Origin of the sequence: Nocardia arizonensis (assembly GCF_001310275.1) — a bacterium.
Lineage (GTDB): Bacteria > Actinomycetota > Actinomycetes > Mycobacteriales > Mycobacteriaceae > Nocardia > Nocardia arizonensis.
In genome coordinates this window covers 22,822-45,142 of the sequence record NZ_LGYZ01000011.1, presented here as the reverse complement: position 1 = coordinate 45,142, position 22,321 = coordinate 22,822, and the positions used below count along the sequence as shown (strand labels likewise).

The window sequence follows — 22,321 nt, the reverse complement described above, 5'->3', positions numbered from 1 at the left end:
CCGCACCGCCGCTCACGCGAGTACCTCTTCCCTGGCACCGATCAGCAGTCGGAACAGCACCGCCATGCGCATGTGCACACCGTTGGTGACCTGGCGCAGGATCGCGGCGCGCGGTGAATCCGCCACCGTGGACGCGATTTCCATGCCGCGCAGCATCGGGCCGGGATGCAGTACCACCGCGTGCTCGGCGAGCAGCGCCAGCCTGCGTTCGGACAATCCGTAGCGCACCGCGTACTCGCGCGCCGACGGGAAGAAGCCGCCGTTCATGCGTTCGGCCTGCACCCGCAGCATGAGCACCGCGTCCGCACCGGGCAGTTCGGCGTCGAGCGAATGGGCCACGCGCGCGGGCCACGCCTCCACCCCGACCGGCAGCAGTGTGCGCGGCGCGACGAGCACCACCTCCGCGCCGAGGGTGTGCAGCAGGAAGACATTGGATCGCGCGACCCGGCTGTGCAGGATGTCGCCGACGATCACGACCCGCCTGCCGGCTACGTCGCCGAGTCGCTGGCGTAAGGTCAGCGCGTCGAGCAGCGCCTGGGTGGGATGTTCGTGCGTACCGTCGCCCGCGTTGACGATCGCGGGCGCTGATCCGCCGTCGGCGGCCGCCCACGCGTCCATCCATCGCGCGATCTGATGCGCCGCGCCCGAGGCGGGATGGCGCACGATCAGCGCGTCCGCGCCCGCGGCGTGCAGGGTGAGCGCGGTGTCGCGCAGCGATTCGCCCTTGGATACCGAGGAGCTGCTCGCGCTGACATTGATGACATCGGCGCTCATCCACTTGCCCGCGACCTCGAAGGAGACTCTGGTGCGGGTGGAATTCTCGTAGAAGACCGTCATCACCGTGCGTCCGCGCAGCGTCGGCAGTTTGTGCACCTCGCGTCCGAGCAGCGCCTGCTCGAACCGTTCGGCCTCGTCGAGCAGTTCGGTGGCCGCGTCGCGGTCCAGATCGGTGACCGACAGCAGATGCCTCATCGGCTCTGCTCCTGGTGCAGGTAGACGCCGTCACGGCCGTCGTGCTCGGTGAGCAGCACCGAGATGTCCTCCGCCCGCGAGGTCGGCACGTTCTTGCCGACGAAATCGGCGCGGATGGGCAGCTCGCGGTGACCACGATCGATGAGCACCGCCAGCTGCACCGCGCGCGGCCTGCCGAGGTCGCGCAGTCCGTCCAGCGCCGATCGCACGGTGCGCCCGGAGAACAGCACATCGTCGACGAGGACGACCAGTGCGTCATCGATGCCGCCCTCCGGCACCGAGGTCCGTTCGAGCGGGCGGTGCGGGCGGGTGCGCAAATCGTCGCGGTAGAGGGTGATGTCGAGGGAGCCGAGCGCGGGACGGACGCCGGAGAACTCCTCGATCTTCTCGGTGAGCCGGGCGGCCAGGGTGGTACCGCGGGTCGGAATGCCGATCAGCACCACGCGCGGGGTGGCGGGCTCGCCCGAGTCGAGGGCGGTCTTCTCGATGATCTGATGCGCAATGCGCGCGATCGTCCGCCCGACATCGGAGGGCGACAGCAGTTCGCGCCCCGCCGCCACCCACTCGGGAGTGTGCCGCTGCGATACCTCGGCGGCTTTGGCGGCCCGCTCTCCGGGCACAGCCATGCCGACCTCCTTCCCCGCCTCACCGGACGGTCCGTTAAAGGATGCCTTACGGCTTTGCAGCCTAACAGCGCTTCCCTGGGGGCTTTCACCAGGCGTATCGCGATGTGAGCCCGGCCACGCGCGAGCCGCGGGCCGATGCGGCGACACCGGCCCGATTTCAGCTCCGATGCACGGCGCGCACGATTCCCACACCCGGTCCGTACACGACCTCCGACCGGGCGAACCCCGCGACCAGATCCTCCCAGCTCTCGAAACGGGTCGCCCAGCCGTGTTCGGCCAGCCACCGTTCGCCGTCCGGGCCGAGCCCGGCCTCGGGCAGCGGTTCACCGTGTTCGCCGCGCACCAACTGCCGCAGTGCCGTGTACCGATCGGACTGCGAGTCGACGTCGAATCGGCCGAGGCCGAAAATACTTCCCGGCGCGGACAATTCGGTCAGCCGTTCGACCAACCGCAGCGCGTCGGTGCGGGCGAGATAGCCGAGCACTCCCTCGTCCACCCATTGGGTACGCACGTCGGCGCGGAACCCCGCCGCGCGCAGCGGTTCGTCCCAGTCCCCGCGCAGATCCACCGGGACAACGCGGCGCGCACAGGTCGGACGGGCGCCCGCCGCGGCCAGTACCGGTTCCTTGAAGGCGAACAGTTCGGGCAGGTCGAGTTCGAAGACGACGATCTCGGGCGGCAACGCCATGCGGTAGGCGCGGGTGTCGAGTCCCGCGCCGAGCACGACGATCTGCGCGCATCCCTCGCCGACCGCGCGGGCGATCTCGTCGTCCACCGCGCGCACCGCCGTCGTCCTGCCTTCGAAGAACTGTTCGGCCAGCGCCTCGACCCGCGCCCATCGTTGCGCGCCGCCCTCGACGCTTTCGAAACCCCCGCGCGCGGCGGCGACGAACTCCCACGCGAGCGGATCGTCGTAGAGCCGATCGGCGCGTTCGGACTCCCACGCGCGGATGATCGCGACCCCGATCGCCGTCATCGCGACTCCCGCCATCGGCACCTCGACCCGTTCCTCGGACATGACGCGCTCCCCTTCGGTTAATTCAGCTTAATTTAGCTAGACGACCGGCTAGCTATTTTGGAACCGCGGCGAGACTAGGCTTCTCTCCTGCCGAAGGTCAAGTCTCCCGCCGAAGGTCGAGAAGGGATGCGGAATTCATGGACGGACCCCGCACGGACGGACGCCGCAGCGATACCAGGGAGCGGATCCGCGCCGTCGCCATGGAACTGTTCTCCGAGCGCGGCTACGACAAGACCTCGCTGCGTGAGATCGCCGAGCGCCTCGGGGTCACCAAGGCGGCGCTGTACTACCACTTCCGCACCAAGGAGGACATCGTCGCGAGCCTGTCGGAGGATTTGCGCCGGGGCGTCGACGAGATCGTCGACTGGGCCGAGGCGACGCAGGCGGGTCCCGCACGCGCGCGCGAGATCCTTTCGCGCTACAGCGATCTGCTGCACGGACTCGGCCGCGACATGGTCCGGTTCTGGCACGAGAACCAGCCCGCCTTCCGCGAACTCGGCTTCGGGACCGTGCTGCGCTATCAGTTCCGCACCCTCGCCGATCTGATGACCGCGCCCGAGCGCGAACCGCTCGCGGTCTTCCACGCCCGTCAGGCGCTGTTGGCGATCAGCTGGAGTCTGGCCATGATGGGCGATCTGCCGCTCACCGACGAGCTGTCCAATGCCGCGGCCAAGCGGATCGCGCTGAATATCCTGGACGCGACACCGGCCACGCCGTCCGAGATTTGCTAGCACATACGTTCGATTCGGTGTACGTTCGAACGCGTGTCGACACCGCTGCAAGGTTCGCTGTTCGACGGATTCGATGAGATCGAGGTCGGATCGCTCGCGGGTGCGCACCGCACCGCGCTCACCGAAGGCGCCTGGGTCGACGTGCTGCCGGGCTGGGTGCGCGGCGCCGACTTACTGTTCGACCGGCTCGCCACACGCGTGGAATGGCACGCCGAACGCCGCCCCATGTACGACCGGGTCGTCGATGTGCCGCGGCTGCTGCGGTTCTACCGCGAGGACGAGGCACTGCCGGATGCCGCCCTCGACCGTGCGCGCGACATGCTCAGCGCGCATTACCGCGGGGAACTCGGCGAACCGTTCCGCACCGCCGGACTCTGCTACTACCGCGACGGACGCGACAGCGTCGCCTGGCACGGCGACACCATCGGCCGCGGCGCGACCCATGACACCCTCGTCGCGATCATCTCCGTCGGCGCGCCGCGGGCACTGCTGCTGCGCCCGCGCGGCGGCGGCGCGACTCTGCGCTTCCGGGTCGGACACGGCGACCTGCTGGTGATGGGCGGCTCCTGTCAACGCACGTGGGAGCACGCGGTGCCGAAATCGCGCAGGCCCACCGGCCCGCGAATCAGCATCCAGTTCCGGCCGCGCGGCGTTCGATAGCGGAGGGTGACCGCGGACGACAAGTGCCATGACACACGGCGTCGGGTTCGCGGCGCGGATACATTGACGGGTATGAGCAATCCTGGGGCGGGGGTCTTGGCCGTGATGCCGCTGCACACGATCAGCGAGGTCTACGGCGAAGCCGGACTGCGAGAACGACTACTGCTGGAGATCGCCGGTCTCCCCGGACCCGAACGACTCACCGACGCACTCGAACTCGCCGCGCACCTGCATCGCGACGATCGCTACGGCCGCGAACCGTATCTCAGCCATCTGCTGCGCGTCACGATACGAATCGTGAGCCACTACGAAGTACGCGACTCCGACCTCGTCGTGGCCGGACTATTGCACGACGCGGTCGAGGATCACCCCGAGGAACTCGCCGGAGATCGTGACGGCGACGCGCGCACCGCGGCCCTGGCCGCACTCGCCGACCGATTCGGCGCCCGGGTCGCCGACATCGTCGCCGCCGTCACCAATCCCGAACCCGATCCCGAACGCGACAAACACGAGCAGTACCGCGACCACATCGCCGCCGACCTGGATCGTGCGCCGTGGGCGCGCATCGTCAAACTCTCGGACTTCACCGACAACGGGGTTGGCATCCTCTACGCGACCGGCCCCGCCATGACCAAACTCGCCACCAAATACCGTCCGCTGACCGATATCTACCGCGACCTGGTGACCCGACCGGATACCCCGCTGGCCCAGCATGTCAAGCAGCGCATTCTCGACCAGCTCGACCGCGCCGACGAACGTTTCGACGCGATCCTGGCCGACTGACCCGCGGCGCGTTCAGGGTGCGCGCAGTACCGACTCCACCAGCGTCCGTATACCCGCGCGCAGCCGGTCCGCCTGCCCGGCGCGCACCATCCGGGCCGCGAGGTCACCGCCGAGGGGCGCCAGCAGCAGCGCGCCGATCGTCTCCGCGTCCAGGTCAGGACGCGCCTCGCGCAGCAGTCCGGTGATGTGCGCGGCCCAGAACGCGTGGAATTCCTCGCTGCGCGGATGCGGCGGCACGGCGCCGTAGGCGACGACGAGTTCGAGATTGTCGATGACGAGATCTGCCATCGCGTCGAAGTAGGCGGGCAGCCGCTGCGTCGCCGGTGCGCCCGGTCCGAGCGGTGGTGCACCGTGGGTGATGGCGTCCATGAGGGCGACGGCGGGTTCGGCGATCAACTCGTGCAGCAGCCCCGCGCGACTGCCGAAGCGATGGAAAACCGTGCCCTTGCCTACGCCCGCCGCCGACGCGACCCGCTCCATGGTGATCGCCTCGGCACCGTGTTCGGCCAGCAATGCCCTGGTCGCGTCCAGGATGGCGCGTCGATTGCGCGCGGCATCGGCGCGTTCTCGCGGCATCGCACCCACTTCCGTGTAGACAAAGTTGACCGACGGTCCATATAGTTCCGGACGTAAATGGACCAACGGTCAACTTATGGAGTTCTCGATGCGAGCAATCGTAATGACAGGTGTGGGCGGCCCCGAGGTACTGGTGGGTCGCGAAGTGCCCCGGCCCGTCCCAGGTACGGGCGAGCTGGTGATTCGCGCGGAAGCGATTCCGGTCCTCTATCCGGAGACGGCGTTGCGTTCGGGGGCGTTTCCCCTGGCGGTCGCGCCGCCGCTGGTCTTCGGCTTCGAGGCGGTCGGCGTCGTGGCCGAGATCGGGCCCGGGGTCGATCCGGCGCTCGTCGGTCGCCGGGTCGCCGTCGCGACGTCCGATTTCGGCGCCTACGCCGAATATGTCGCCGCGCCCGCGGCCTCGACGACACCCGTCCCCGAGGGCCTGGCCGCCGCCGACGCGGCCGCGGCGCTCATGAGTGGTTCGGTGGCGCTCGCCCTACTCGACGCGGCCGCCGTCGACAACGGCGAGACCGTCCTGGTGCAGGCCGGCGCCACCGGTGTCGGTGCCGCGCTGACCCAGCAGGCCGCCCGAAGCGGCGCGCGCGTGCTGGCCACCGCAGGCGGACCCGCCAAAGCCGCACGCGCTCGCGCACTCGGCGCCGAGGAGGTCTTCGACCACCGCGACCCGCACTGGCCCGCCCGCCTGCGCGAGCGACTCGGCGACTCCACCGTCGAAGTGATCTTCGACTCCATCGGCGGCGATACCTCGACCGCGCTGCTCGATGTCCTCACCCCGCTGTCGGGCCGCATGCTCGGCTACGGATTCCTCTCCGGCGCACCCGCGGCGGTGACGGCCGCGGACCTGATCGCGCGCGGACTCACCTTCATCGGCTGCGCGGGTTCCCACTGGCTCGCGGGCGTCGCCGAACAGCGTGCTCGGGCACTGGAACTCGCCGCCACGGGCAGGCTCGACACCCACGTCGAATCCATTCTGCCGCTCGACAGCGCCGCCGAAGCGCACCGTCTGGTCGAGGGGCGCATCCCGCTCGGCAAGATCATCCTCAGCCCGGCGGGCATCTGACCCTCTATCGCCGGTTGCGCAGGGCGCTGGACGGCGCTACGGCGCACAGCACACCGACCTAGCCCGGACCGGCGGGCCGGAGTCGCGATTGCGATCATCCTTGGATGCCCGTACAGGTCGACCGCACCGCCGAAAGTCCGCCCGCCGCGCCCGCGCGCGGAATCGGTGTCCTCGACCTGGTCCGGGTGGGGCTGCTGGCCCTCGGGGTGCTGTTCGTGCTCACCGGACTGCTGCCGCGTGTGGATGCGGCGGACAATCTGCGCCGGATCGCACCACTGCTGCTGTTCCTCGGTAGCGTGATCGTGCTCGCCGAATTGACCAAACAGGCGAAGGTCTTCGACGCGCTGGCCCACCGGCTGGCCATTCTGGGACGGGGCAACTATCCCGCGCTGTTCGGACTGTGCGTTGTGTTCACCTCGGCCACCACCGCGCTGCTGAATCTCGACACCACCGCGGTCCTCATCACCCCGGTTCTGCTCGCACTCGCGGCGCCCGCGCGGATCGCGCCGCTGCCGCTGGCCATGACCACGCTGTGGTTGGCCAATACGGCGAGTCTGCTGCTGCCGGTCTCGAATCTGACGAATCTGCTGGCCGCCGACCGGGTCGCGCTCGACGCCACCGGATTCGCCTCGACCATGTGGGCACCGCAGGCGGTGTCGATAGCGGCGACCGCCCTTTGTCTGTGGGTGTTCTACTGGCGACGCCGCCGCCGCGACGCCGATCGCTACCTCCCGCCGGAGCCGGTACGCCCGGACGACATCAGGCAGCGAATCCTCTTCCACGTCACCGCGGCCGCGTGCCTGCTGTTCGTCCTGGCCATTGCGCTGCTCGGCGACCGCATCGAGATCGCCGCGGGGGCAGCGGCACTCATCGCCGTGGTCGCGTTCGCGGTGCTGGACCGCTCGGCCCTGCGCCTGTCGCTGATCCCCTGGCGGCTACTGGTCTTCGTGGTCGGATTGTTCCTCGTCGTGCCGACACTGAGTCGCCTGGGACTCGATGATCTGATGCACGCGCTCATCGGCGACGACGACGGCGTGGCGGGCGCCTTCCGCGCGGCGGGCACCGGTGCCGCGCTGTCGAATGTCGCCGACAACCTACCCGTCTACACCGCCGGTGAGGCGGTGGTGCCCACGGAGAATCGGCGGCAACTGCTCGCACTGCTGATCGGCACGAATGTGGGGCCGATCGTCACGCCGTGGGCCTCGCTGGCTACCCTGCTGTGTCTGGAATTCTGCCGAACGCACGGGGTGCGGGTGCCGATGGGGCGTTTCGTCGGCACCGGACTCGTCCTGGCCGTAGCCGCGACGGGCGGCGCCGTCGCGGCTCTGCTGCTGGTCGGCTGAGCGACCCGGCCCTCAGCGGCGCAGGACGAAGAAATACGGCTCTCGCAAGCCGCGCATATCCATGACTCCGAGCAGGGTGTCGGCGTCCACGCGACGGAAGTGGTCGATGATGGGCAGCGCGTCGTAGACCATCGCGGCGCTCACCACACCGCGGTATTCGACGGCGCGCAGCCGGGCACCGGGACGGGTGGTGCGCAGCGCCGCGCCGATATAACGCAGCGACTTACGGACCGCGCGCACACTCGACAGCGGCACCTTGCCGGTGAGCGAGAGCGGCACCCGTCGCGGATCGACCGCGAACACCTTGCCGGTGTCGTCGGAGAACAGCAGCGGATGCACGGTCTCGGCGTCGTCGAACTGTTTGCCGTACCAGCCCGACGCGCTCAACACACCGTCGAAGGGATGTCCGGTGGCGATCTCGGAACCGCGCCAGCGTCCGACGACGATATCGTCGACCGCCGCGGCGGGCAGCCGATCGAACAGCGCCCAAGCCTGTTCGGCCGTCGCGCCTCGGGCCTGTAGTTCGGCCAATTCCTCGGTCGCCGACCGGACGTCATTGCTCGTCATTCGCGCTCTCCTCACAAGGGCCTGTGCGAGAACAACTGTAACAATCTCTCACCTGTGACGCGACACACCCTTTACCTCGAGCGAGGTTCAGGAACGAGGATCGGTAGCGGCTCCCGTCGGACATCCGTACACCCACCGGCGGGAGCCCTCACCCGTCAACCGGAGACCGTGATCTCCCACTCGTACACGGTCAGATCCGAGGAACCGGTGGTGTGCAGCGGATCGCGAAAGGCGATATCCCGTGCGGCGTCGACACTCTCGGCGCGCACGACATACGCGCCACCCGAGCCGTCGGTGAATTTGCCGCTCTCCCACAACTGCCCGCGCTCGAGCAGTTCGGCCAGGAACAGCCGGTGCGGTTCGATGACGGCATCATCGAATCCCGGTGTGCGCATCGCCATGACGAGGTACTTGGCGGTCACTCCCGTGTCTCCGAACGCGGCGCCCGAGTCGCCGCCGCGGCCGCGCGCACTTGCGGCGCGACCAGCACCACCCGGCCGAGCACACCGTTGACGAACGACGGCGAATCGTCGGTGGACAGCTCCTTGGCCAGTTCCACCGCCTCGTCCACCGCGACGACCGGCGGCACGTCGGGCGCGTGGAACAGCTCCCAGACCGCGATGCGCAGGATGGCGCGATCCACCGCGGGCAACCGGGACAGCGCCCAGTCCTGGAGATAGGACTCGATGGTCCCGTCCACCCGGTCGAGATCGTCGGCGACGCCCTCGACCAGGGTGCGGGTATAGGCGTGCACGGGAGCTACCGACTGATCGCGCGCGGCCAATTCGACCCGCTCGGTGAGCAGATCGGCCACATCGACATCCCTCGCCTCCGCCTCGAAGAGCAGATCGACGGCGCGACGCCTGGCCTTGTGCCGGGCACCGAGCTTCTTGAACGTGGACTTCCGGTCCACCGGCTGTTCGGCCACAGTCGCCATTATCCCCTGATCGCCGCGCCGGCGATCAGGCGTTGACCCGGCCGAGGTAGCTGCCGTCGCGCGAATCGATACGCAGCTTGTCACCGGTGTTGATGAAGAGCGGAACCTGTACCTCGGCGCCGGTCTCCAGGGTGGCGGGCTTGGTGCCGCCGGTGGAGCGGTCCCCTTGGAGGCCGATATCGGTGTGCTGGACCACGAGCTCGATCGAAACCGGGAGTTCGACGAACAGCGGAGCGCCCTCGTGCACGGCGACCTGTACGGCCATGTTCTCCAACAGGAAACGCGCACCGTCGCCGATGGTGGCCTCCGGTATGCCGATCTGGTCGTAGGTCTCGCCGTCCATGAAGATGTAGTCGCTGCCGTCGTGGTACAGGTAGGTCATATCGCGGCGGTCCACCGTCGCGGTCTCCACCTTCACACCGGCGTTGAAGGTCTTGTCGACGACCTTGCCGGACACGACGTTCTTCAGTTTGGTCCGCACGAAGGCGGGGCCCTTACCCGGCTTGACGTGCTGGAACTCGATGATCTGCTGGAGCTGACCGTCGATCTTCAGCACGAGGCCGTTCTTGAAGTCGCTGGTGTCCGCCACTGTCCTCGGATCTCCTAGGTCGTAAAACGTCGTTGTCTCGGGGCGACCGGCGTCACTCGACGACGGTCAGGTCCTTGTCGGTATGGGTGAGCAGTTCCGGGGCCCCCTCGCGCACCACGAGCGTGTCCTCGATACGGACCCCGCCGCGGCCGGGAAAGTACACACCAGGTTCGACGGTCACCGCCACGCCAGACTGGAGTGTACCGGTTCCGGTTTTGGCGATTCCCGGCGCTTCGTGGATCTGCAATCCGACGCCGTGACCGAGTCCGTGCACGAACAGGGCGCCATGTCCGGCCGCCTCGATCACCGACCGCGCCGCCGCGTCCACGTCGGCGGTGCGCGCACCGGGCCGCAGCGCCTTGCAACCCGCCCGCTGCGACTCGGCCACCAGCGCGTAGACCTCACGCTGCCATTCCGCGGGTTGCCCGAGCACCAAGGTGCGGGTCATATCGGAGTGGTAGCCGCCGACGACCGCGCCGAAATCGAGCTTCACGAAATCGCCGTGCGCCAGCACCGCGTCGGTCGGGCGATGATGCGGCACCGCGGAATTCGCGCCCGCGGCCACGATCGTCTCGAACGAGATCGCCTCGGCCCCGTGTTCGAACATGGCCCATTCCAGATCCCGGGCCACCTGGCGTTCGGTGCGGCCGGGCCGCAGGGCGCCGCGGGCGAGTAGGTTGGCCAGTCCGAGATCGCCGGCCGCGCAGGCCCGGCGCAATTGCGCGACCTCGTAGGCGTCCTTGACCGTGCGCAACTGCTCGACCAGGCCGGGAGTCGCCACGAAATCCAGTCCGGTGCGCTGGTCGATGAAACCGCGGTGCTGGTCGACGGTGACCACGTGACTCTCGTATCCGAGCCGGCCGAGCTTCCATTCCCCCGCGAGTTCGACGATCCGCCGCGCCGGGCCGCGCGAGATCTCGGCGCACAGGTCGGGCACCTGGGCGCCGACCTGTGCGCGGTAGCGGCCGTCGGTGCCGATCACCGTGCGCTCCTCGGCATCGCGCATATCCCAGGCGTGCACGAGCAGCGTCGCGTTGGAACCGGTGAATCCGGTCAGGTATCTGACGTTCACCGGATCGGTGACGAGCAGGGCGTCGACCTCGTTCTCCACCAGCAGACTGCGCAACGCGCCCCGACGCGCCGCGTAGTCGGGTCCACGACTCGCATGATCAGCAGACATGAATCCACGCTACCGCCCCGCCACCGCGCGGGAAATCCGCCGTCGGGCACGGCCGCACTGGTCTTCGGTAGGGAACGGCGGATATTCACACCGCGCGTGGTTGTCCACAAATCGTCGGCGGTCGCACCGCCGGTCGGCGAATTCGGCGAGGCTGGTGGCATGTCCCTCTCCCACTTCGCGGTACTGACCCTCTGGTGCGCGGCGCTGTGCTGGTTCGACCTACGGCATCGGCGGCTGCCGAACGCGCTCACCGGCTACGGCGCGGCGACCGTACTCGGATACGCGCTGGGCACGACATATTTCGGCGCGGCGGTCGCGGGCGGGGCCATGCTGGCCGGGGTCTATCTCGTCGTGCACTTGGTCGCGCCCGCGGCGATGGGCGCCGGTGATGTGAAGCTCGCCGTGGGGCTGGGCGCGGTCGCCGGTATGGCGGGCGCGCGGGTCTGGACGACCGCGGCGCTGCTGGCGCCCGCGCTCACGGCCCTGGCGGGTTGCGCGCTGCTCATCGCCCGGCGGCGCGCCGATCGGGCCGTTCCGCACGGGCCTGGGATGTGTCTGGCCACCATGCTCGCGGTGGCCGCGGTGCCGCCGTGAGGACGCGGCGGTTGCGCCCGCGCCCGCACGGCGCGATGAGCTGTACAACAGGCCACCGCGCGAGCGCCCGATCACGGCGACCGATTCGGGCGCACCGGCGCCGACATGGAAGGATATAGCGTGTGCTGCGCTGGATAACTGCTGGAGAATCTCACGGTCCCGCCCTCGTCGCCATCCTCGAAGGAATGGTCGCGGGTGTCGAGGTGACATCCGAGGACATTTCCGCGCACCTGGCCCGCCGACGGCTCGGCTACGGCCGCGGGGCACGCATGAAATTCGAGGCCGACAAGGTCACGATGATCGGCGGCGTCCGGCACGGCCGCACCATGGGCGGTCCCATCGCCATCGAGATCGCCAACTCCGAATGGCCCAAGTGGACGACGGTCATGTCCGCCGATCCGGTCGACACGGACGAACTCGCCGATCTGGCGCGCAATGCGCCGCTGACTCGCCCGCGACCGGGGCACGCCGATTACTCCGGCATGCTGAAGTACGACTTCGACGACGCGCGCAATGTCCTCGAGCGGGCAAGCGCCCGCGAGACCGCGGCGCGTGTCGCCGCGGGAACCGTCGCGCGCAACTTCCTGCGGCAGGCGCTCGGTGTCGAGGTCGTCTCGCATGTCGTCTCGATCGGCGCCGCGGCCAACACCACCGGTGTCATCCCCGCCGCCGCCGATCTGGCCGCCGTCGACGCGAGTCCGGTGCGCGCCTTCGACGCCGCGGCCGAGGCCGCGATGATCGCCGAGATCGAGGCGGCGAAGAAGGACGGCGACACCCTCGGCGGGGTCGTCGAAGTGATCGTGGACGGTCTGCCGGTCGGACTCGGCTCGTTCGTCAGCGGCGCCGACCGTCTCGATTCCCGGCTCGCGGGCGCCCTCATGGGCATCCAGGCCATCAAGGGCGTCGAGGTGGGTGACGGATTCGAGACGGCGCGGCGGCGCGGCAGTCAGGCGCACGACGAGATGCGGCCCGGCCCCGACGGTGTGCTGCGCTCCACCAATCGCGCGGGCGGCCTCGAGGGCGGCATGACCAACGGCGAACCGCTGCGGGTGCGCGCGGCGATGAAGCCGATCTCCACCGTGCCGCGCGCCCTGTCGACCGTGGACATGAGTACCGGTGACGAGGCGGTGGCGATCCACCAGCGCTCGGACGTGTGCGCCGTGCCCGCGGCGGGCGTCGTGGCCGAGGCCATGGTCGCCCTCGTGGTAGCCCAGGCCGCGCTGGAGAAGTTCGGCGGTGATTCACTGACCGAGACCGTGGACAACGTGCACAGCTACATCAAGCGCGTAGGCAATCGACCGCATATTCCCGCGGACAGTCGGTCGCAATGATCGTGCAGACCGACCCGCGAGCCCCCCGCGTGGTGCTGGTCGGACCACCGGGGGCCGGAAAATCTACGATCGGACGGAGGCTCGCCCGCGAACTCGGCGTCGAACTGTACGACACCGATGCCGGAATCGAGAGCGAGACCGGCCGCACCATTCCCGAGATCTTCGCCGACGACGGCGAACCCGAGTTCCGCCGCATCGAAGAACGCGTGGTGCGCCGCGCCATCCTCGCCGAGAAGGGAGTGGTCTCGCTCGGCGGCGGCGCGGTGCTTTCGGAGAACACCCGTGCGCTGCTACGCAGCCGCACCGTCGTCTACCTGGAGATCAGCGTTGCCGAGGGACTGCGCCGGACCGGCGCGAGCACCCAGCGCCCACTGCTCAACAGCCCCGACCCGGGCGCGAAATACCGCGAACTGATGCGACGCCGCCGCCCGCTCTACCGCGAGGTGGCGACTGTGCGGGTACGTACCGACGGCCGCAGCCCCGGCCGTGTCGTGCGCATGATCCTCACCAAACTGGGCATGGAATCCGTCGTGCCCGCCGCGGACCCCGAGCCGGACATCGCCGATCAAGCCCCGATCCCCCAGGGCAGCAGGCGATCCCGCGCCCGGCGTCGCGCCCGAGCCCGAGCCGCCGCGTCCCGCCGTGCGGCCGAGGGGCCCGAATCCGGCCAGACCACCGCCGCCGACACCGAGCCGCCAACCCCGGCCGATCGCCCCACCCGCCCCCGCAACCGTCGCACGCGCACCCGCCGCAGATCCGTTGCACAGCCGCCCGCGGCGGTCGAACCGGCTACGGATGAACCCCGTGACCACGAGCCGACGACGACCGACGAATCCACCCCAACCCGCTCCCGGCCGTCGCCCCGAACCGCCGCGGACATCGCTTCCGCCGAGCCGCTGGAGCGCAGCCGCTCACGCCGCGTGCGCCGTCCCGCGGGCGCACCCGACACCGCGCACGACGTCGCCGAGCAGGCCACGGCCGCCGAGGCAGGGGCGAACAGTGGGTTGTCCGGCCACGGCGCACCACACGACACCGACAGAACAACGGAAGCTTCGGCGAATGCGACCGATCGCATCGCGGATGCCCGCGTTGTGGCAGCAGATACAGCGGCCGATTTCGGCCCACCGCGTGATCCCGGCCCCATCGACGCGGCCCTGCCCGAACCAGACGAAACAACGGAACCGACGCGGGCACGGGCCGCGGCCCCGGCTGATTCCGTTGGTGCCGCGACGATATCCGGCGATTCCGTGACACGTGACGGTCCGGCAGCCGTCCTGGCGCAAGGCCCTGCCGCCGTCACGTCTCGTTCGGCACGAACCGGAGCGAGGGAAACCTCCGGCACGACATTGTCGGAGGCGACGGCGGATCGGTCCGATACCGGCGCGAGGCCGGCGACCGCGTCCGGCCGGCGCGCGGTTTCGGATGAGTGGGCACGAACCGCCGCACCGACAGCACACGCTGACCCGGAGCCTCACTCGTGACCGCGCCGGACAGGCCGGTGCCGTCTCGGCCCGCCATAGCCCGGTCGGTCCGAACCGGTGCCGATACGGCGGTTCCCAGCCGGCCGGTCGGTACCAATCCCACCGTCCCGCAGGTCATTCGAGAGTCGCGGCCCGCTACCCCGAATGCCACTGCACCGAACGCCACAGTCCCGAATGCCACTGCACCGAACGCGGTGGTCCAGCCGGCGCCGGGACGAGGCGGGACGGCATCGCGAAGCGGGATCTCAACCCTGGTGCGCCCCGTGCGCGGCCGGACCGACGTCGCGGCCCACCTCACCGCCACCGGTGACCGCGCCTCGCTCGTGACCGATCGAATGGTGCGGGCGAACCCTTTCCCGACGACGCGGCGCGACGGTGCCGCGAATTCCCGGACAGCGACGGCCGTGCGGCGGCCGTCGAACTGTTCGCCTCGAGAGAATCGGAGCATTCGTGACTGAGCCGAGCCGTATCCAGGTCGAAACCGCCGACCCTTATCCGGTGATCATCGGGCGGGGATTACTCGGTGACCTCGTCGAGGCGGTGACCGGGGCCACCAACGGTGTGCGCACGGTCGCGATCTTCTATCAACCGCCATTGGCCGAGACGGCCGAGGTGGTGCGAAAGGCATTGGCCGACACCGGGATCGACGCGCACCGGGTGGAGATACCCGATGCCGAGGCGGGTAAGGATCTGGCGGTGGCCGGCTTCTGTTGGGAGGTACTCGGACGCATCGGGCTCACCCGCAACGATGTCGTGGTGAGTCTGGGGGGCGGCGCGGCGACCGATCTGGCCGGATTCGTGGCGGCGACCTGGATGCGCGGTGTTCGCATCGTGCACGTCCCGACCACGCTGCTGGCGATGGTGGACGCGGCCGTCGGCGGTAAGACCGGCATCAACACCGAGGCAGGCAAGAATCTGGTCGGCAGCTTCCACGAGCCGGCGGCGGTCATGGTCGACCTCGCGACTTTGGAGACGGTGCCGCGCAACGAGATCGTGGCGGGGATGGCCGAGATCATCAAGGCCGGATTCATCGCCGATCCGGTCATCCTTGATCTGGTCGAAGCGGATACGGAGGCCGCCCTCGACCCGACCGGTGACGTCCTACCCGAGTTGATCCGCCGCGCCATCCAGGTCAAGGCCGATGTCGTCGCCTCCGACCTCAAGGAATCGAATCTGCGCGAGATCCTGAACTACGGCCACACCCTCGGTCACGCCATCGAGCGCCGTGAGCGCTACCGCTGGCGCCACGGCGCGGCAGTCTCGGTCGGCCTGGTGTTCGCGGCCGAACTCGGTCGCCTCGCCGGTCGCCTCGATGACGCCACCGCCGAGCGCCACCGGGCCATCCTCACCTCCGTCGGACTGCCCACCACCTACGACGCCGACGCGCTCCCCCAACTGCTCGACGCCATGCAGACCGACAAGAAGACCCGCTCCGGCGTCCTGCGCTTCGTAGTCTTGGACGGACTGGCCAAACCCGGCCGCTTGGAAGGTCCCGACCCCTCACTGCTGGCGGCCGCCTATTCGGCCATTGCCCGCGAGCAGAGCCCCAGCGGCGGCGCGGTCCTGCTGTAACCGGCCGGTTCGGCAACGAGGGGCGCATTCCCGCGGGAATGCGCCCCTCGTCGTTTCGTCCAGCGCGGATCAGATGGCGGCGGGCAGAGTATGCGGAGTGTGCGGGGTGGAATTGTCGGACTTGCGGCCCGCGAGCATGCGCCCGATGCCGACGCCGATGAGGGCCGGAATGAAGATCAGCAGGATGATGAAGGAGGCGCCCGCCGTCAGCTCGAACAGCAGACCGTTGTCACCGAGGTCGAACTTCGGCAGGAAGTCCAGAATCCAGGCGACCGCCCCGCTGCCGACGCTGGCCACGACCGCGGCCTCGAGCCACATGATGGTGAGATCGGTGCCGCGCTCGGGATCGGGATGGGCGATCCGGTCGCGCCGGCCGTCGAGAACGCCCCACGCGACGATGACCGCGAGCAGGACGACCAGGCACAGCAGCCGCATCCACGCCCCCTGCGTCGGCCAATACACCATCGCGAATCCGAGCGCGGTGCGCAGGCCGACTACCAGCGCGCCGAGCGCGACGGCCCGCAGTACCCAAGAGATCATGGCAACCACCTTAACGCCCGGATCGCGGGATCCAAACGAGAACCGGTATCAGGAACACAAACCCTCACGGGGCCGGTGCGTCCAGCGCCGCCTCCATCTGAGCACGTGGTGCGGGCCGACCGGTGAACTGCTCGACCTGACCGTATGCCTGATTCAGCAGCATCCGCAAGCCGCTGACCACGGTGTGACCGGCGCGAGCCACCGCGACCGCCAGCGGCGTCGGCCACGGATCGTAGATTGCGTCGAGCACCACGGGGGCCGCCGCCACCGACTCCGCGACGATCGCCGCCGCCTCCGCCGGAATGGTGCTGACCACCGCGTCCGCCTCCGCGCACACCGCGCGCACGGACCGCTGATCGTATCCGTGCACCGCGACCTCGAGACCGAGCCGCTCGGCCAGTTCCACCGCCCCGCGCGCCCGGCCCGCGTCCCGGGCCAACACCGTGACCCGGCGGGCGCCGAGTTCGGACAGGGCGAGCAGCGCGGGCCTCGCCGTTCCGCCCGCACCGAGCACCACCGCCCGATCGACCCGCACGACACCGCCCTCGCGCAGTGCGCCGAGCACTCCGTCCACATCGGTGCAGTCGGCGCGCCACCCGGCGGCGGTGCGCACGAGCGTATTGGCCGAACCGACCAGCGCCGCGCGTTCGGTGCGTTCGTTCGCGTGGGCGAGCGCCGCCTCCTTACCCGGCATCGTCACCGACAGCCCGACCCATTCCGGTCCGAGCCCGTCGACAAATCCGGGCAACCGCTCGGCCGTGCATTCCACGCGGTCGTAGGTCCAGGGCAGGCCGAGCGCCCGATACGCCGCCAGATGCAGCTGCGGCGACCGCGAATGCGCGATCGGCTTGCCGAGCACCGCCGCCTTGCGCACGGTCACCTCCGCCATGGTTACGCGCTCAGCGCCCACTGTCGAGGATTCCGCTCGCTTCGGCCTTCTGGATATTTCGCAGATGTTCGGCGTAGCTCTGGGTGAACAGGGTGGTTCCTTTCGTGTCGATGGTCACGAAATACAGCCACGGGCCAGGTTCGGGATTCTCCATCGCCCGCAGCGCGTTGAGCGAGGGCGCCGCGATGGGGTTGGCGGGCAGCCCGGTCATGGCGTAGGTGTTCCACGGCGTCTTGGTGGCGCGGTCGGAATCGGTGGTGGCGACCTCGGTGCGATCGAGCGCGTAGTTGACCGTGGAATCGAATTCCAACTGCTGGCCCGCCTTCAGCCGGTTCACGATGACCCGCGCCACCTTCGGCATGTCCTGCGGCAGCGCCTCGCGCTCGACCAGTGAGGCCGCGATGAGGGTCTCGTACGGCGAGAGTTTGGTCTCCGCGCCCGACTGGAGCAGTCCGGTGGACTCGTAGCCCGCCGAACTGGCCCCGATCAACTGTTTGATGATCTGCTGCGGTGTGCCGCTCGGATCGAAATCCCATGTGCCCGCGGCGATCAGCCCTTCCAGCTGCCTGCTGCGGTCCGGTGCGGCGCGCACCGACTGTTCGGCCCAGCTCGGCACCCCCAGCGCCGCCAGATCGGCACTCGCGCCCGCGGCGGCGAGTTGATCGGCGGTCACGCACTTCTGCGCGGCGCCGGTGCCGACACAGCTGGCCGCGGCGATCTTGGTGTAGATGCCTTCCTTGCGGGCGCCGGTGTTCACATCGTGCTGATCGTGGAGCAGCCTGCCCTCGGAAACGACCAGATTGCCCACCCGCGACCCCTTGGCGAGCAGTGCGAGGACCGCGTCCGCCGCGGGTGACTTGCTGGGAATCGCGTAGTAGCCCGGCTGCACCGAATTCATATTCGTATTCCGCACCGCCGCCTCGTAGAAGGCGCCGCTGCTTTTGACCACGTCCTTCTCGACCATGGTGGAGGCGATCTGCTGGGCGGTGTCGCCCGGATGCACCTGCACCACCACCAGCGGCCCCGCCGGTCCGGCGTAATCCTGCGGACCGGACATGGACTCGGCGAATCTCATGGCGGCGACGCCGACCGCGCCGACGAGCAGGACCGCGAGCAGCGCCCCGATGACCCACATGGTGCGGCGGCGGCGTTTGCGTTCCTCCGCCTTACGGGCCGCGACCCGGGAGCGCTTCTTGCCACGGGCACTGGAACGCACCGATTCACCGCGTACGGAATCAGCGCGCCGGGGTCCGGTGCGCTGAGGCTGGGCTCGCCGTCCCGATCTGTCCGCCGCGCTCTGCGCGGCCGCCGCGGTACCGCGTGCCGAGCGGGTCCGCGGCGGCGGCGCGGGCTCGGGGTCTTCGTCGAGATCGTCGTCGTCGTATTCGTCGTCGTACTCGTCGTCGTAGAGCGGGTGATCGTCGTACGGCGGTTCCTCGTCGCTGTAGCGGGGAATGACCGTCGTGTCGTAGTCGTAGTCGTCCCACTCGTCGGAATCCGCGTCGGACGCGGCCCGACCGTACCCGACGCGGCGTTCGTGTTCGGCCCAGGCCTGGTCATCTCTGCGATAGCGCCGATCCGCCTCGCGCTGTCGGTAGCGTTCCTCGGCCCGCGCCCACCGGTCCGTCATGCGTCGTCTCCGAACGACGCCCCACGCGGCGACGCCTCCTCGACCGACTTCAACACCGCACTCCGTTCGTCCAACCATCCTTGCAGGATCGACACGGCCGCCGCCTGATCGATCACCTGCCGCTGGCCACGCGCGCGAACTCCGCTGTCCCGCAATGCCCGTGCAGCTGACACGGTAGTCAAACGTTCGTCGGAAAGCCTGATCGGCACGGGGTCGATTTCCTTGCGCAAACGTTCTGCGAACGCGATAGCCAAGTCGGCAGCGACCCCTTTCTCACCGCGTAGCGTTCTCGGCAGACCGACGACGACCTCGACGGCCTCGTACTCCCGCACAATTTCGGCAATTCTCTCGATGTCCGCGGAGGGACCGCCTCCGCGTGTCTTTCCGGCGCGCGCCACCGTCTCCACCGGTGTGGCGAGAATGCCGTCGGGGTCGCTCGCGGCGACCCCGATCCGCACGCTGCCCACATCGATGGCGATGCGCCGCCCCCGCCCGGGATCGGTGTCGGGGCGGGGCCTGTCGGCGCCGCGCGCACGGCCCGCTGCCGCGGGGCCTTCGGGGTCGCCCATCACCCGGCCAGTTCGGCCACCCGTGCGCGAACCGCGGCCAGTCCGGCCGCGATACCCGAGGGATCACTACCCGCGCCCTGCGCCATCTCCGGTTTGCCGCCGCCGCGGCCCGCGATGTTCGGACCGAAGCTCGCGACGAGATCGCCCGCCTTGAAGCCGAGGTCCTGGGCGGCCTTGTTGACGGTCACCACGAACGGCACCTTGCCATCGGCATTGCCGAGCAACACCACCACGGCGGGCTCGACACCGAACCGGCCGCGGATGTCGGTGGCCAGGGTGCGCAGATCACCGGCCTGCACGCCCTCGGGTGCGGCCACCGCCACCAACAACACCGACCCGATCCGCTCGGCCTTTTCGACGAAGGTCGCGGCCGAGGACAGCACGGCGGCCATCTTGGTGCGCTCCAGCTCCTTCTCGGCCACCTTGAGCCGCTCCACCAACTGCTCGACCCGCGCGGGCACCTCGTCGGTGGGCACCTTCAGCGAGCTCGCCACACCGGCGAGCAGGGCGCGTTCCTTGGCGAGGTAGCGGTAGGAGTCGAGTCCGACGAATGCCTCGACGCGCCGAATGCCCGAACCGACCGAGGATTCGCCGAGCAGCGTGATCGGGCCGATCTGCGAGGAGTGCCGCACGTGGGTGCCACCGCAGAGCTCCATGGAGAACGGTCCGCCGATCTCGACCACACGGACCTCGTCGCCGTAGTTCTCGCCGAACAGTGCCAGCGCGCCCATCTGCTTGGCTTTGGGCAGATCGGTGACGAAGGTGTTGACCGGGAAGTCCGCGCCGACGGCGTCGTTGGACACCGCCTCGATATCGGCCTTCTGCTGTTCGGAGAGCTGGCCCTGCCAGTTGAAGTCGAAGCGCAGATAGCCGGGCTTGTTGAGCGAGCCCGCCTGCACGGCATTGGGACCGAGCACCTGCCGCAGCGCCGCGTGCACCATGTGGGTGCCCGAATGACCCTGGGTCGCACCGGCGCGCCAGGCCGGATCGGCCTGGGCGAGCACGGTGTCGCCCTCGGTGATCTGGCCCTGTTCGACCGTGGACTTGTGCACCCACAGCTTCTTGGCGATCTTCTGCACGTCGTTTACGCGCAGTTTGGTGCCCGCCGCCGTGATGGACCCGCGGTCGGCGATCTGACCGCCGGATTCGGCGTAGAGCGGACTGCGGTCGAGGATCACCTCGACGTCCTGACCCACGCTCGCCACCGGAACACGGACCCCGTCGGCGATCAGGGCCACCACGGTGGCCTCGGAGGTGAGTTCGTCGAATCCGGTGAACTCGGTGGCGCCGCGGTCGACGAGTTCCCGGTAGACCGTCAGGTCGGCGTGGGCGTGCTTGCGCGCCTGGGCGTCCTCCTTGGCCCGCTTGCGCTGTTCGGCCATGAGTGTTCGGAAACCCGCCTCGTCCACCGAAAGTCCGGCCTCCGCGGCCATTTCGAGGGTGAGGTCGATCGGGAAGCCGTAGGTGTCGTGCAGAGTGAACGCGTCCGAACCGGCGATGGTGGCCCCGCCTCGCGCCTTCACCGCCGCGGCGGTGTTGTCGAACAGCGCCGAGCCGGTGTTCAGGGTCTTGAGGAAGGCCGTCTCCTCCCCGACCGCGACGGTCTCGATGCGACGGAAGTCGGTGGCCAATTCCGGGTAGGACGGGGCCATGAGATCGCTGACGATCTTCATGAATTCGGCCATCACCGGCTTCTCCGCGCCGAGCAGGCGGGCCGAGCGCACGATGCGTCGCAGCAGGCGGCGCAGCACGTACCCGCGGCCGTCGTTGCCGGGGTTGACTCCGTCGGCGATGAGCATGGCGGCGGTGCGAGCGTGGTCGGCGATGACCCGGAAACGCACGTCGTCGGCGTGCTCGACACCGTAGGAGCGGCCGGACAGCTCCTCGGCCTTGTCGATGATCGGGCGCAGCAGATCGGTCTCGTAGACGTTCTCCACGCCCTGCAACAGGAATGCGACGCGCTCGACGCCCATACCGGTGTCGATGTTCTTCTTGGGCAGCGGACCGAGGATCTCGAAATCGTCCTTGCCCTTGCCCTTGCCGCGCTCGTTCTGCATGAACACGAGGTTCCAGATCTCGAGGTAGCGGTCCTCGTCGGCCTCCGGGCCGCCCTCGGCGCCGTACTCGGGCCCGCGGTCGAAGTAGATCTCCGAACACGGCCCGCACGGGCCGGGAATGCCCATGGACCAATAGTTGTCGGCCATACCGCGGCGCTGGATGCGCTCGGGCGGCACGCCGATCTCGAGCCACATCCGCTCGGCCTCGTCGTCGTCGAGGTAGACGGTGACCCATAGGCGTTCGGGATCGAAACCGTAGCCGCCGTCCTCGACACTCGAGGTCAGCAGCGACCAGGCCGCCGAGATGGCCTCACGTTTGAAGTAGTCGCCGAAGGAGAAGTTGCCCGCCATCTGGAAGAAGGTGTTGTGGCGGGTGGTGATGCCGACGTTCTCGATATCGAGGGTGCGCACACACTTCTGCACACTGGTCGCCGCCGCGTACGGCGGGGTCTGCTGACCGAGGAAATACGGCACGAACTGCACCATGCCCGCGTTGACGAACAGCAGGTTGGGGTCGGCCAGGATCAGCGAGGCACTGGGTACCTCGGTGTGTCCGGCACGGACGAAATGGTCCAGGAATCGCCGTCGTATCTCGTGGGTCTGCACAGATGTC

General features: G+C 69.1%; 22 protein-coding genes and 1 pseudogene. 9 read left to right on the top strand and 14 right to left on the bottom strand.

Going from position 1 to position 22,321, the window contains the following annotated elements; translation table 11 throughout:
- Window positions 1-12: 12 nt before the first annotated feature.
- From APZ21_RS02090 to APZ21_RS02080, 3 genes are all read right to left on the bottom strand, one after another.
- Window positions 13-972, bottom strand: coding sequence for an aspartate carbamoyltransferase catalytic subunit (locus APZ21_RS02090; protein WP_054811484.1), 960 nt, complete (start codon window positions 970-972; stop codon window positions 13-15).
- The gene (gene pyrR / locus APZ21_RS02085; protein ID WP_054811483.1) at window positions 969-1,598 is read right to left on the bottom strand and encodes a bifunctional pyr operon transcriptional regulator/uracil phosphoribosyltransferase PyrR; all 630 of its coding nucleotides are present in this window, start codon (window positions 1,596-1,598) and stop codon (window positions 969-971) included. Before pyrR ends, APZ21_RS02090 begins: the two co-directional genes overlap by 4 nt.
- 157 nt (window positions 1,599-1,755) lie before the next feature.
- Window positions 1,756-2,616, bottom strand: coding sequence for an SAM-dependent methyltransferase (locus APZ21_RS02080; RefSeq protein WP_239476449.1), 861 nt, complete (start codon window positions 2,614-2,616; stop codon window positions 1,756-1,758).
- A gap of 137 nt (window positions 2,617-2,753) precedes the next feature.
- On the opposite strand from APZ21_RS02080, the gene APZ21_RS02075 reads away from it, so the two are divergent.
- The 3 genes from APZ21_RS02075 (at window position 2,754) to APZ21_RS02065 (ending at window position 4,790) form a co-directional block, all read left to right on the top strand.
- Window positions 2,754-3,347 carry a TetR/AcrR family transcriptional regulator gene (locus APZ21_RS02075; RefSeq protein ID WP_054811482.1) on the top strand — a complete coding sequence of 198 codons (594 nt, stop codon included), beginning with the start codon at window positions 2,754-2,756 and terminating at the stop codon, window positions 3,345-3,347.
- Window positions 3,348-3,380: 33 nt separating this feature from the next.
- Window positions 3,381-4,007 (top strand): alpha-ketoglutarate-dependent dioxygenase AlkB, encoded by a 627-nt coding sequence (locus APZ21_RS02070; RefSeq protein ID WP_054811481.1) that lies wholly within the window; start codon window positions 3,381-3,383, stop codon window positions 4,005-4,007.
- Between the two features lie 72 nt (window positions 4,008-4,079).
- The gene (locus APZ21_RS02065; protein ID WP_054811480.1) at window positions 4,080-4,790 is read left to right on the top strand and encodes an HD domain-containing protein; all 711 of its coding nucleotides are present in this window, start codon (window positions 4,080-4,082) and stop codon (window positions 4,788-4,790) included.
- Window positions 4,791-4,802: 12 nt separating this feature from the next.
- Here APZ21_RS02065 and APZ21_RS02060 read toward each other — a convergent pair whose 3' ends face one another.
- Window positions 4,803-5,366, bottom strand: coding sequence for a TetR/AcrR family transcriptional regulator (locus APZ21_RS02060; RefSeq protein WP_054811479.1), 564 nt, complete (start codon window positions 5,364-5,366; stop codon window positions 4,803-4,805).
- Window positions 5,367-5,454: 88 nt separating this feature from the next.
- Here APZ21_RS02060 and APZ21_RS02055 point away from each other — a divergent pair, with 88 nt between their 5' ends.
- Both APZ21_RS02055 and APZ21_RS02050 read left to right on the top strand, forming a co-directional pair.
- Window positions 5,455-6,429: a quinone oxidoreductase family protein gene (locus tag APZ21_RS02055; protein ID WP_054811535.1), complete on the top strand. Its 975-nt coding sequence runs from the start codon at window positions 5,455-5,457 to the stop codon at window positions 6,427-6,429.
- 104 nt (window positions 6,430-6,533) lie between these two features.
- Complete coding sequence (locus APZ21_RS02050; RefSeq protein WP_054811478.1) at window positions 6,534-7,772, top strand: ArsB/NhaD family transporter; 1,239 nt, start codon at window positions 6,534-6,536, stop codon at window positions 7,770-7,772.
- 12 nt (window positions 7,773-7,784) lie between these two features.
- Here APZ21_RS02050 and APZ21_RS02045 read toward each other — a convergent pair whose 3' ends face one another.
- The 5 genes from APZ21_RS02045 to APZ21_RS02025 form a co-directional block, all read right to left on the bottom strand.
- Window positions 7,785-8,339, bottom strand: a complete 555-nt coding sequence (locus APZ21_RS02045) for a DUF4334 domain-containing protein (protein ID WP_054811477.1) — start codon at window positions 8,337-8,339, stop codon at window positions 7,785-7,787.
- A 155-nt stretch (window positions 8,340-8,494) separates the two neighbouring features.
- On the bottom strand, window positions 8,495-8,761 hold the full coding sequence (locus tag APZ21_RS02040; RefSeq protein WP_239476448.1) for a YciI family protein: 267 nt from the start codon (window positions 8,759-8,761) through the stop codon (window positions 8,495-8,497).
- Window positions 8,758-9,267 (bottom strand): transcription antitermination factor NusB, encoded by a 510-nt coding sequence (gene nusB, locus APZ21_RS02035; RefSeq protein WP_082392761.1) that lies wholly within the window; start codon window positions 9,265-9,267, stop codon window positions 8,758-8,760. Before nusB ends, APZ21_RS02040 begins: the two co-directional genes overlap by 4 nt.
- 34 nt (window positions 9,268-9,301) lie before the next feature.
- Window positions 9,302-9,865 (bottom strand): elongation factor P, encoded by a 564-nt coding sequence (gene efp / locus APZ21_RS02030; protein WP_054811475.1) that lies wholly within the window; start codon window positions 9,863-9,865, stop codon window positions 9,302-9,304.
- Window positions 9,866-9,917: 52 nt separating this feature from the next.
- The gene (locus APZ21_RS02025; protein ID WP_054811474.1) at window positions 9,918-11,045 is read right to left on the bottom strand and encodes a M24 family metallopeptidase; all 1,128 of its coding nucleotides are present in this window, start codon (window positions 11,043-11,045) and stop codon (window positions 9,918-9,920) included.
- 159 nt (window positions 11,046-11,204) lie between these two features.
- Here APZ21_RS02025 and APZ21_RS02020 point away from each other — a divergent pair, with 159 nt between their 5' ends.
- The 4 genes and pseudogenes from APZ21_RS02020 to aroB all read left to right on the top strand — a co-directional run bounded on the left by APZ21_RS02020 (window position 11,205) and on the right by aroB (window position 16,023).
- Window positions 11,205-11,639: a prepilin peptidase gene (locus APZ21_RS02020; protein ID WP_054811533.1), complete on the top strand. Its 435-nt coding sequence runs from the start codon at window positions 11,205-11,207 to the stop codon at window positions 11,637-11,639.
- 122 nt (window positions 11,640-11,761) lie between these two features.
- Window positions 11,762-12,970, top strand: a complete 1,209-nt coding sequence (gene aroC / locus APZ21_RS02015; RefSeq protein ID WP_054811473.1) for a chorismate synthase — start codon at window positions 11,762-11,764, stop codon at window positions 12,968-12,970.
- Window positions 12,967-13,485, top strand: a pseudogene (locus APZ21_RS35365) (shikimate kinase); the annotation flags it as partial. The gene aroC and the pseudogene APZ21_RS35365, both read left to right, overlap by 4 nt.
- Before the next feature lie 1,416 nt (window positions 13,486-14,901).
- Window positions 14,902-16,023 (top strand): 3-dehydroquinate synthase, encoded by a 1,122-nt coding sequence (gene aroB, locus APZ21_RS02005; RefSeq protein ID WP_054811472.1) that lies wholly within the window; start codon window positions 14,902-14,904, stop codon window positions 16,021-16,023.
- 69 nt (window positions 16,024-16,092) lie between these two features.
- Here aroB and APZ21_RS02000 read toward each other — a convergent pair whose 3' ends face one another.
- From APZ21_RS02000 to alaS, 5 genes are all read right to left on the bottom strand, one after another.
- A complete protein-coding gene (locus tag APZ21_RS02000) occupies window positions 16,093-16,563 on the bottom strand; it encodes a B-4DMT family transporter (RefSeq protein ID WP_082392749.1) in 471 nt (156 codons plus the stop codon).
- Between the two features lie 64 nt (window positions 16,564-16,627).
- Window positions 16,628-17,452 (bottom strand): shikimate dehydrogenase, encoded by an 825-nt coding sequence (locus APZ21_RS01995; RefSeq protein WP_054811470.1) that lies wholly within the window; start codon window positions 17,450-17,452, stop codon window positions 16,628-16,630.
- A gap of 10 nt (window positions 17,453-17,462) precedes the next feature.
- Window positions 17,463-19,082, bottom strand: a complete 1,620-nt coding sequence (gene mltG, locus APZ21_RS01990) for an endolytic transglycosylase MltG (RefSeq protein WP_054811469.1) — start codon at window positions 19,080-19,082, stop codon at window positions 17,463-17,465.
- Window positions 19,079-19,651 carry a Holliday junction resolvase RuvX gene (gene ruvX / locus APZ21_RS01985; RefSeq protein WP_054811468.1) on the bottom strand — a complete coding sequence of 191 codons (573 nt, stop codon included), beginning with the start codon at window positions 19,649-19,651 and terminating at the stop codon, window positions 19,079-19,081. Before ruvX ends, mltG begins: the two co-directional genes overlap by 4 nt.
- Window positions 19,651-22,314 (bottom strand): alanine--tRNA ligase, encoded by a 2,664-nt coding sequence (alaS, locus tag APZ21_RS01980; protein WP_054811467.1) that lies wholly within the window; start codon window positions 22,312-22,314, stop codon window positions 19,651-19,653. Before alaS ends, ruvX begins: the two co-directional genes overlap by 1 nt.
- Window positions 22,315-22,321 lie beyond the last annotated feature (7 nt).

Bases quoted from the DNA above. Each gene is read 5' to 3' on its own strand.
- APZ21_RS02065 (WP_054811480.1), top strand. From the start codon at position 4,080: ATGAGCAATCCTGGGGCGGGGGTCTTGGCCGTGATGCCGCTGCACACG.
- APZ21_RS01995 (WP_054811470.1), bottom strand. From the start codon at position 17,452: ATGGCGGAGGTGACCGTGCGCAAGGCGGCGGTGCTCGGCAAGCCGATC.
- APZ21_RS02050 (WP_054811478.1), top strand. From the start codon at position 6,534: ATGCCCGTACAGGTCGACCGCACCGCCGAAAGTCCGCCCGCCGCGCCC.
- APZ21_RS02075 (WP_054811482.1), top strand. From the start codon at position 2,754: ATGGACGGACCCCGCACGGACGGACGCCGCAGCGATACCAGGGAGCGG.
- pyrR (WP_054811483.1), bottom strand. From the start codon at position 1,598: ATGGCTGTGCCCGGAGAGCGGGCCGCCAAAGCCGCCGAGGTATCGCAG.
- ruvX (WP_054811468.1), bottom strand. From the start codon at position 19,651: ATGGGCGACCCCGAAGGCCCCGCGGCAGCGGGCCGTGCGCGCGGCGCC.
- mltG (WP_054811469.1), bottom strand. From the start codon at position 19,082: ATGACGGACCGGTGGGCGCGGGCCGAGGAACGCTACCGACAGCGCGAG.
- APZ21_RS02000 (WP_082392749.1), bottom strand. From the start codon at position 16,563: ATGATCTCTTGGGTACTGCGGGCCGTCGCGCTCGGCGCGCTGGTAGTC.
- APZ21_RS02045 (WP_054811477.1), bottom strand. From the start codon at position 8,339: ATGACGAGCAATGACGTCCGGTCGGCGACCGAGGAATTGGCCGAACTA.
- APZ21_RS02060 (WP_054811479.1), bottom strand. From the start codon at position 5,366: ATGCCGCGAGAACGCGCCGATGCCGCGCGCAATCGACGCGCCATCCTG.
- APZ21_RS02025 (WP_054811474.1), bottom strand. From the start codon at position 11,045: ATGTCTGCTGATCATGCGAGTCGTGGACCCGACTACGCGGCGCGTCGG.
- APZ21_RS02020 (WP_054811533.1), top strand. From the start codon at position 11,205: ATGTCCCTCTCCCACTTCGCGGTACTGACCCTCTGGTGCGCGGCGCTG.
- APZ21_RS02080 (WP_239476449.1), bottom strand. From the start codon at position 2,616: ATGTCCGAGGAACGGGTCGAGGTGCCGATGGCGGGAGTCGCGATGACG.
- APZ21_RS02055 (WP_054811535.1), top strand. From the start codon at position 5,455: ATGCGAGCAATCGTAATGACAGGTGTGGGCGGCCCCGAGGTACTGGTG.
- APZ21_RS02090 (WP_054811484.1), bottom strand. From the start codon at position 972: ATGAGGCATCTGCTGTCGGTCACCGATCTGGACCGCGACGCGGCCACC.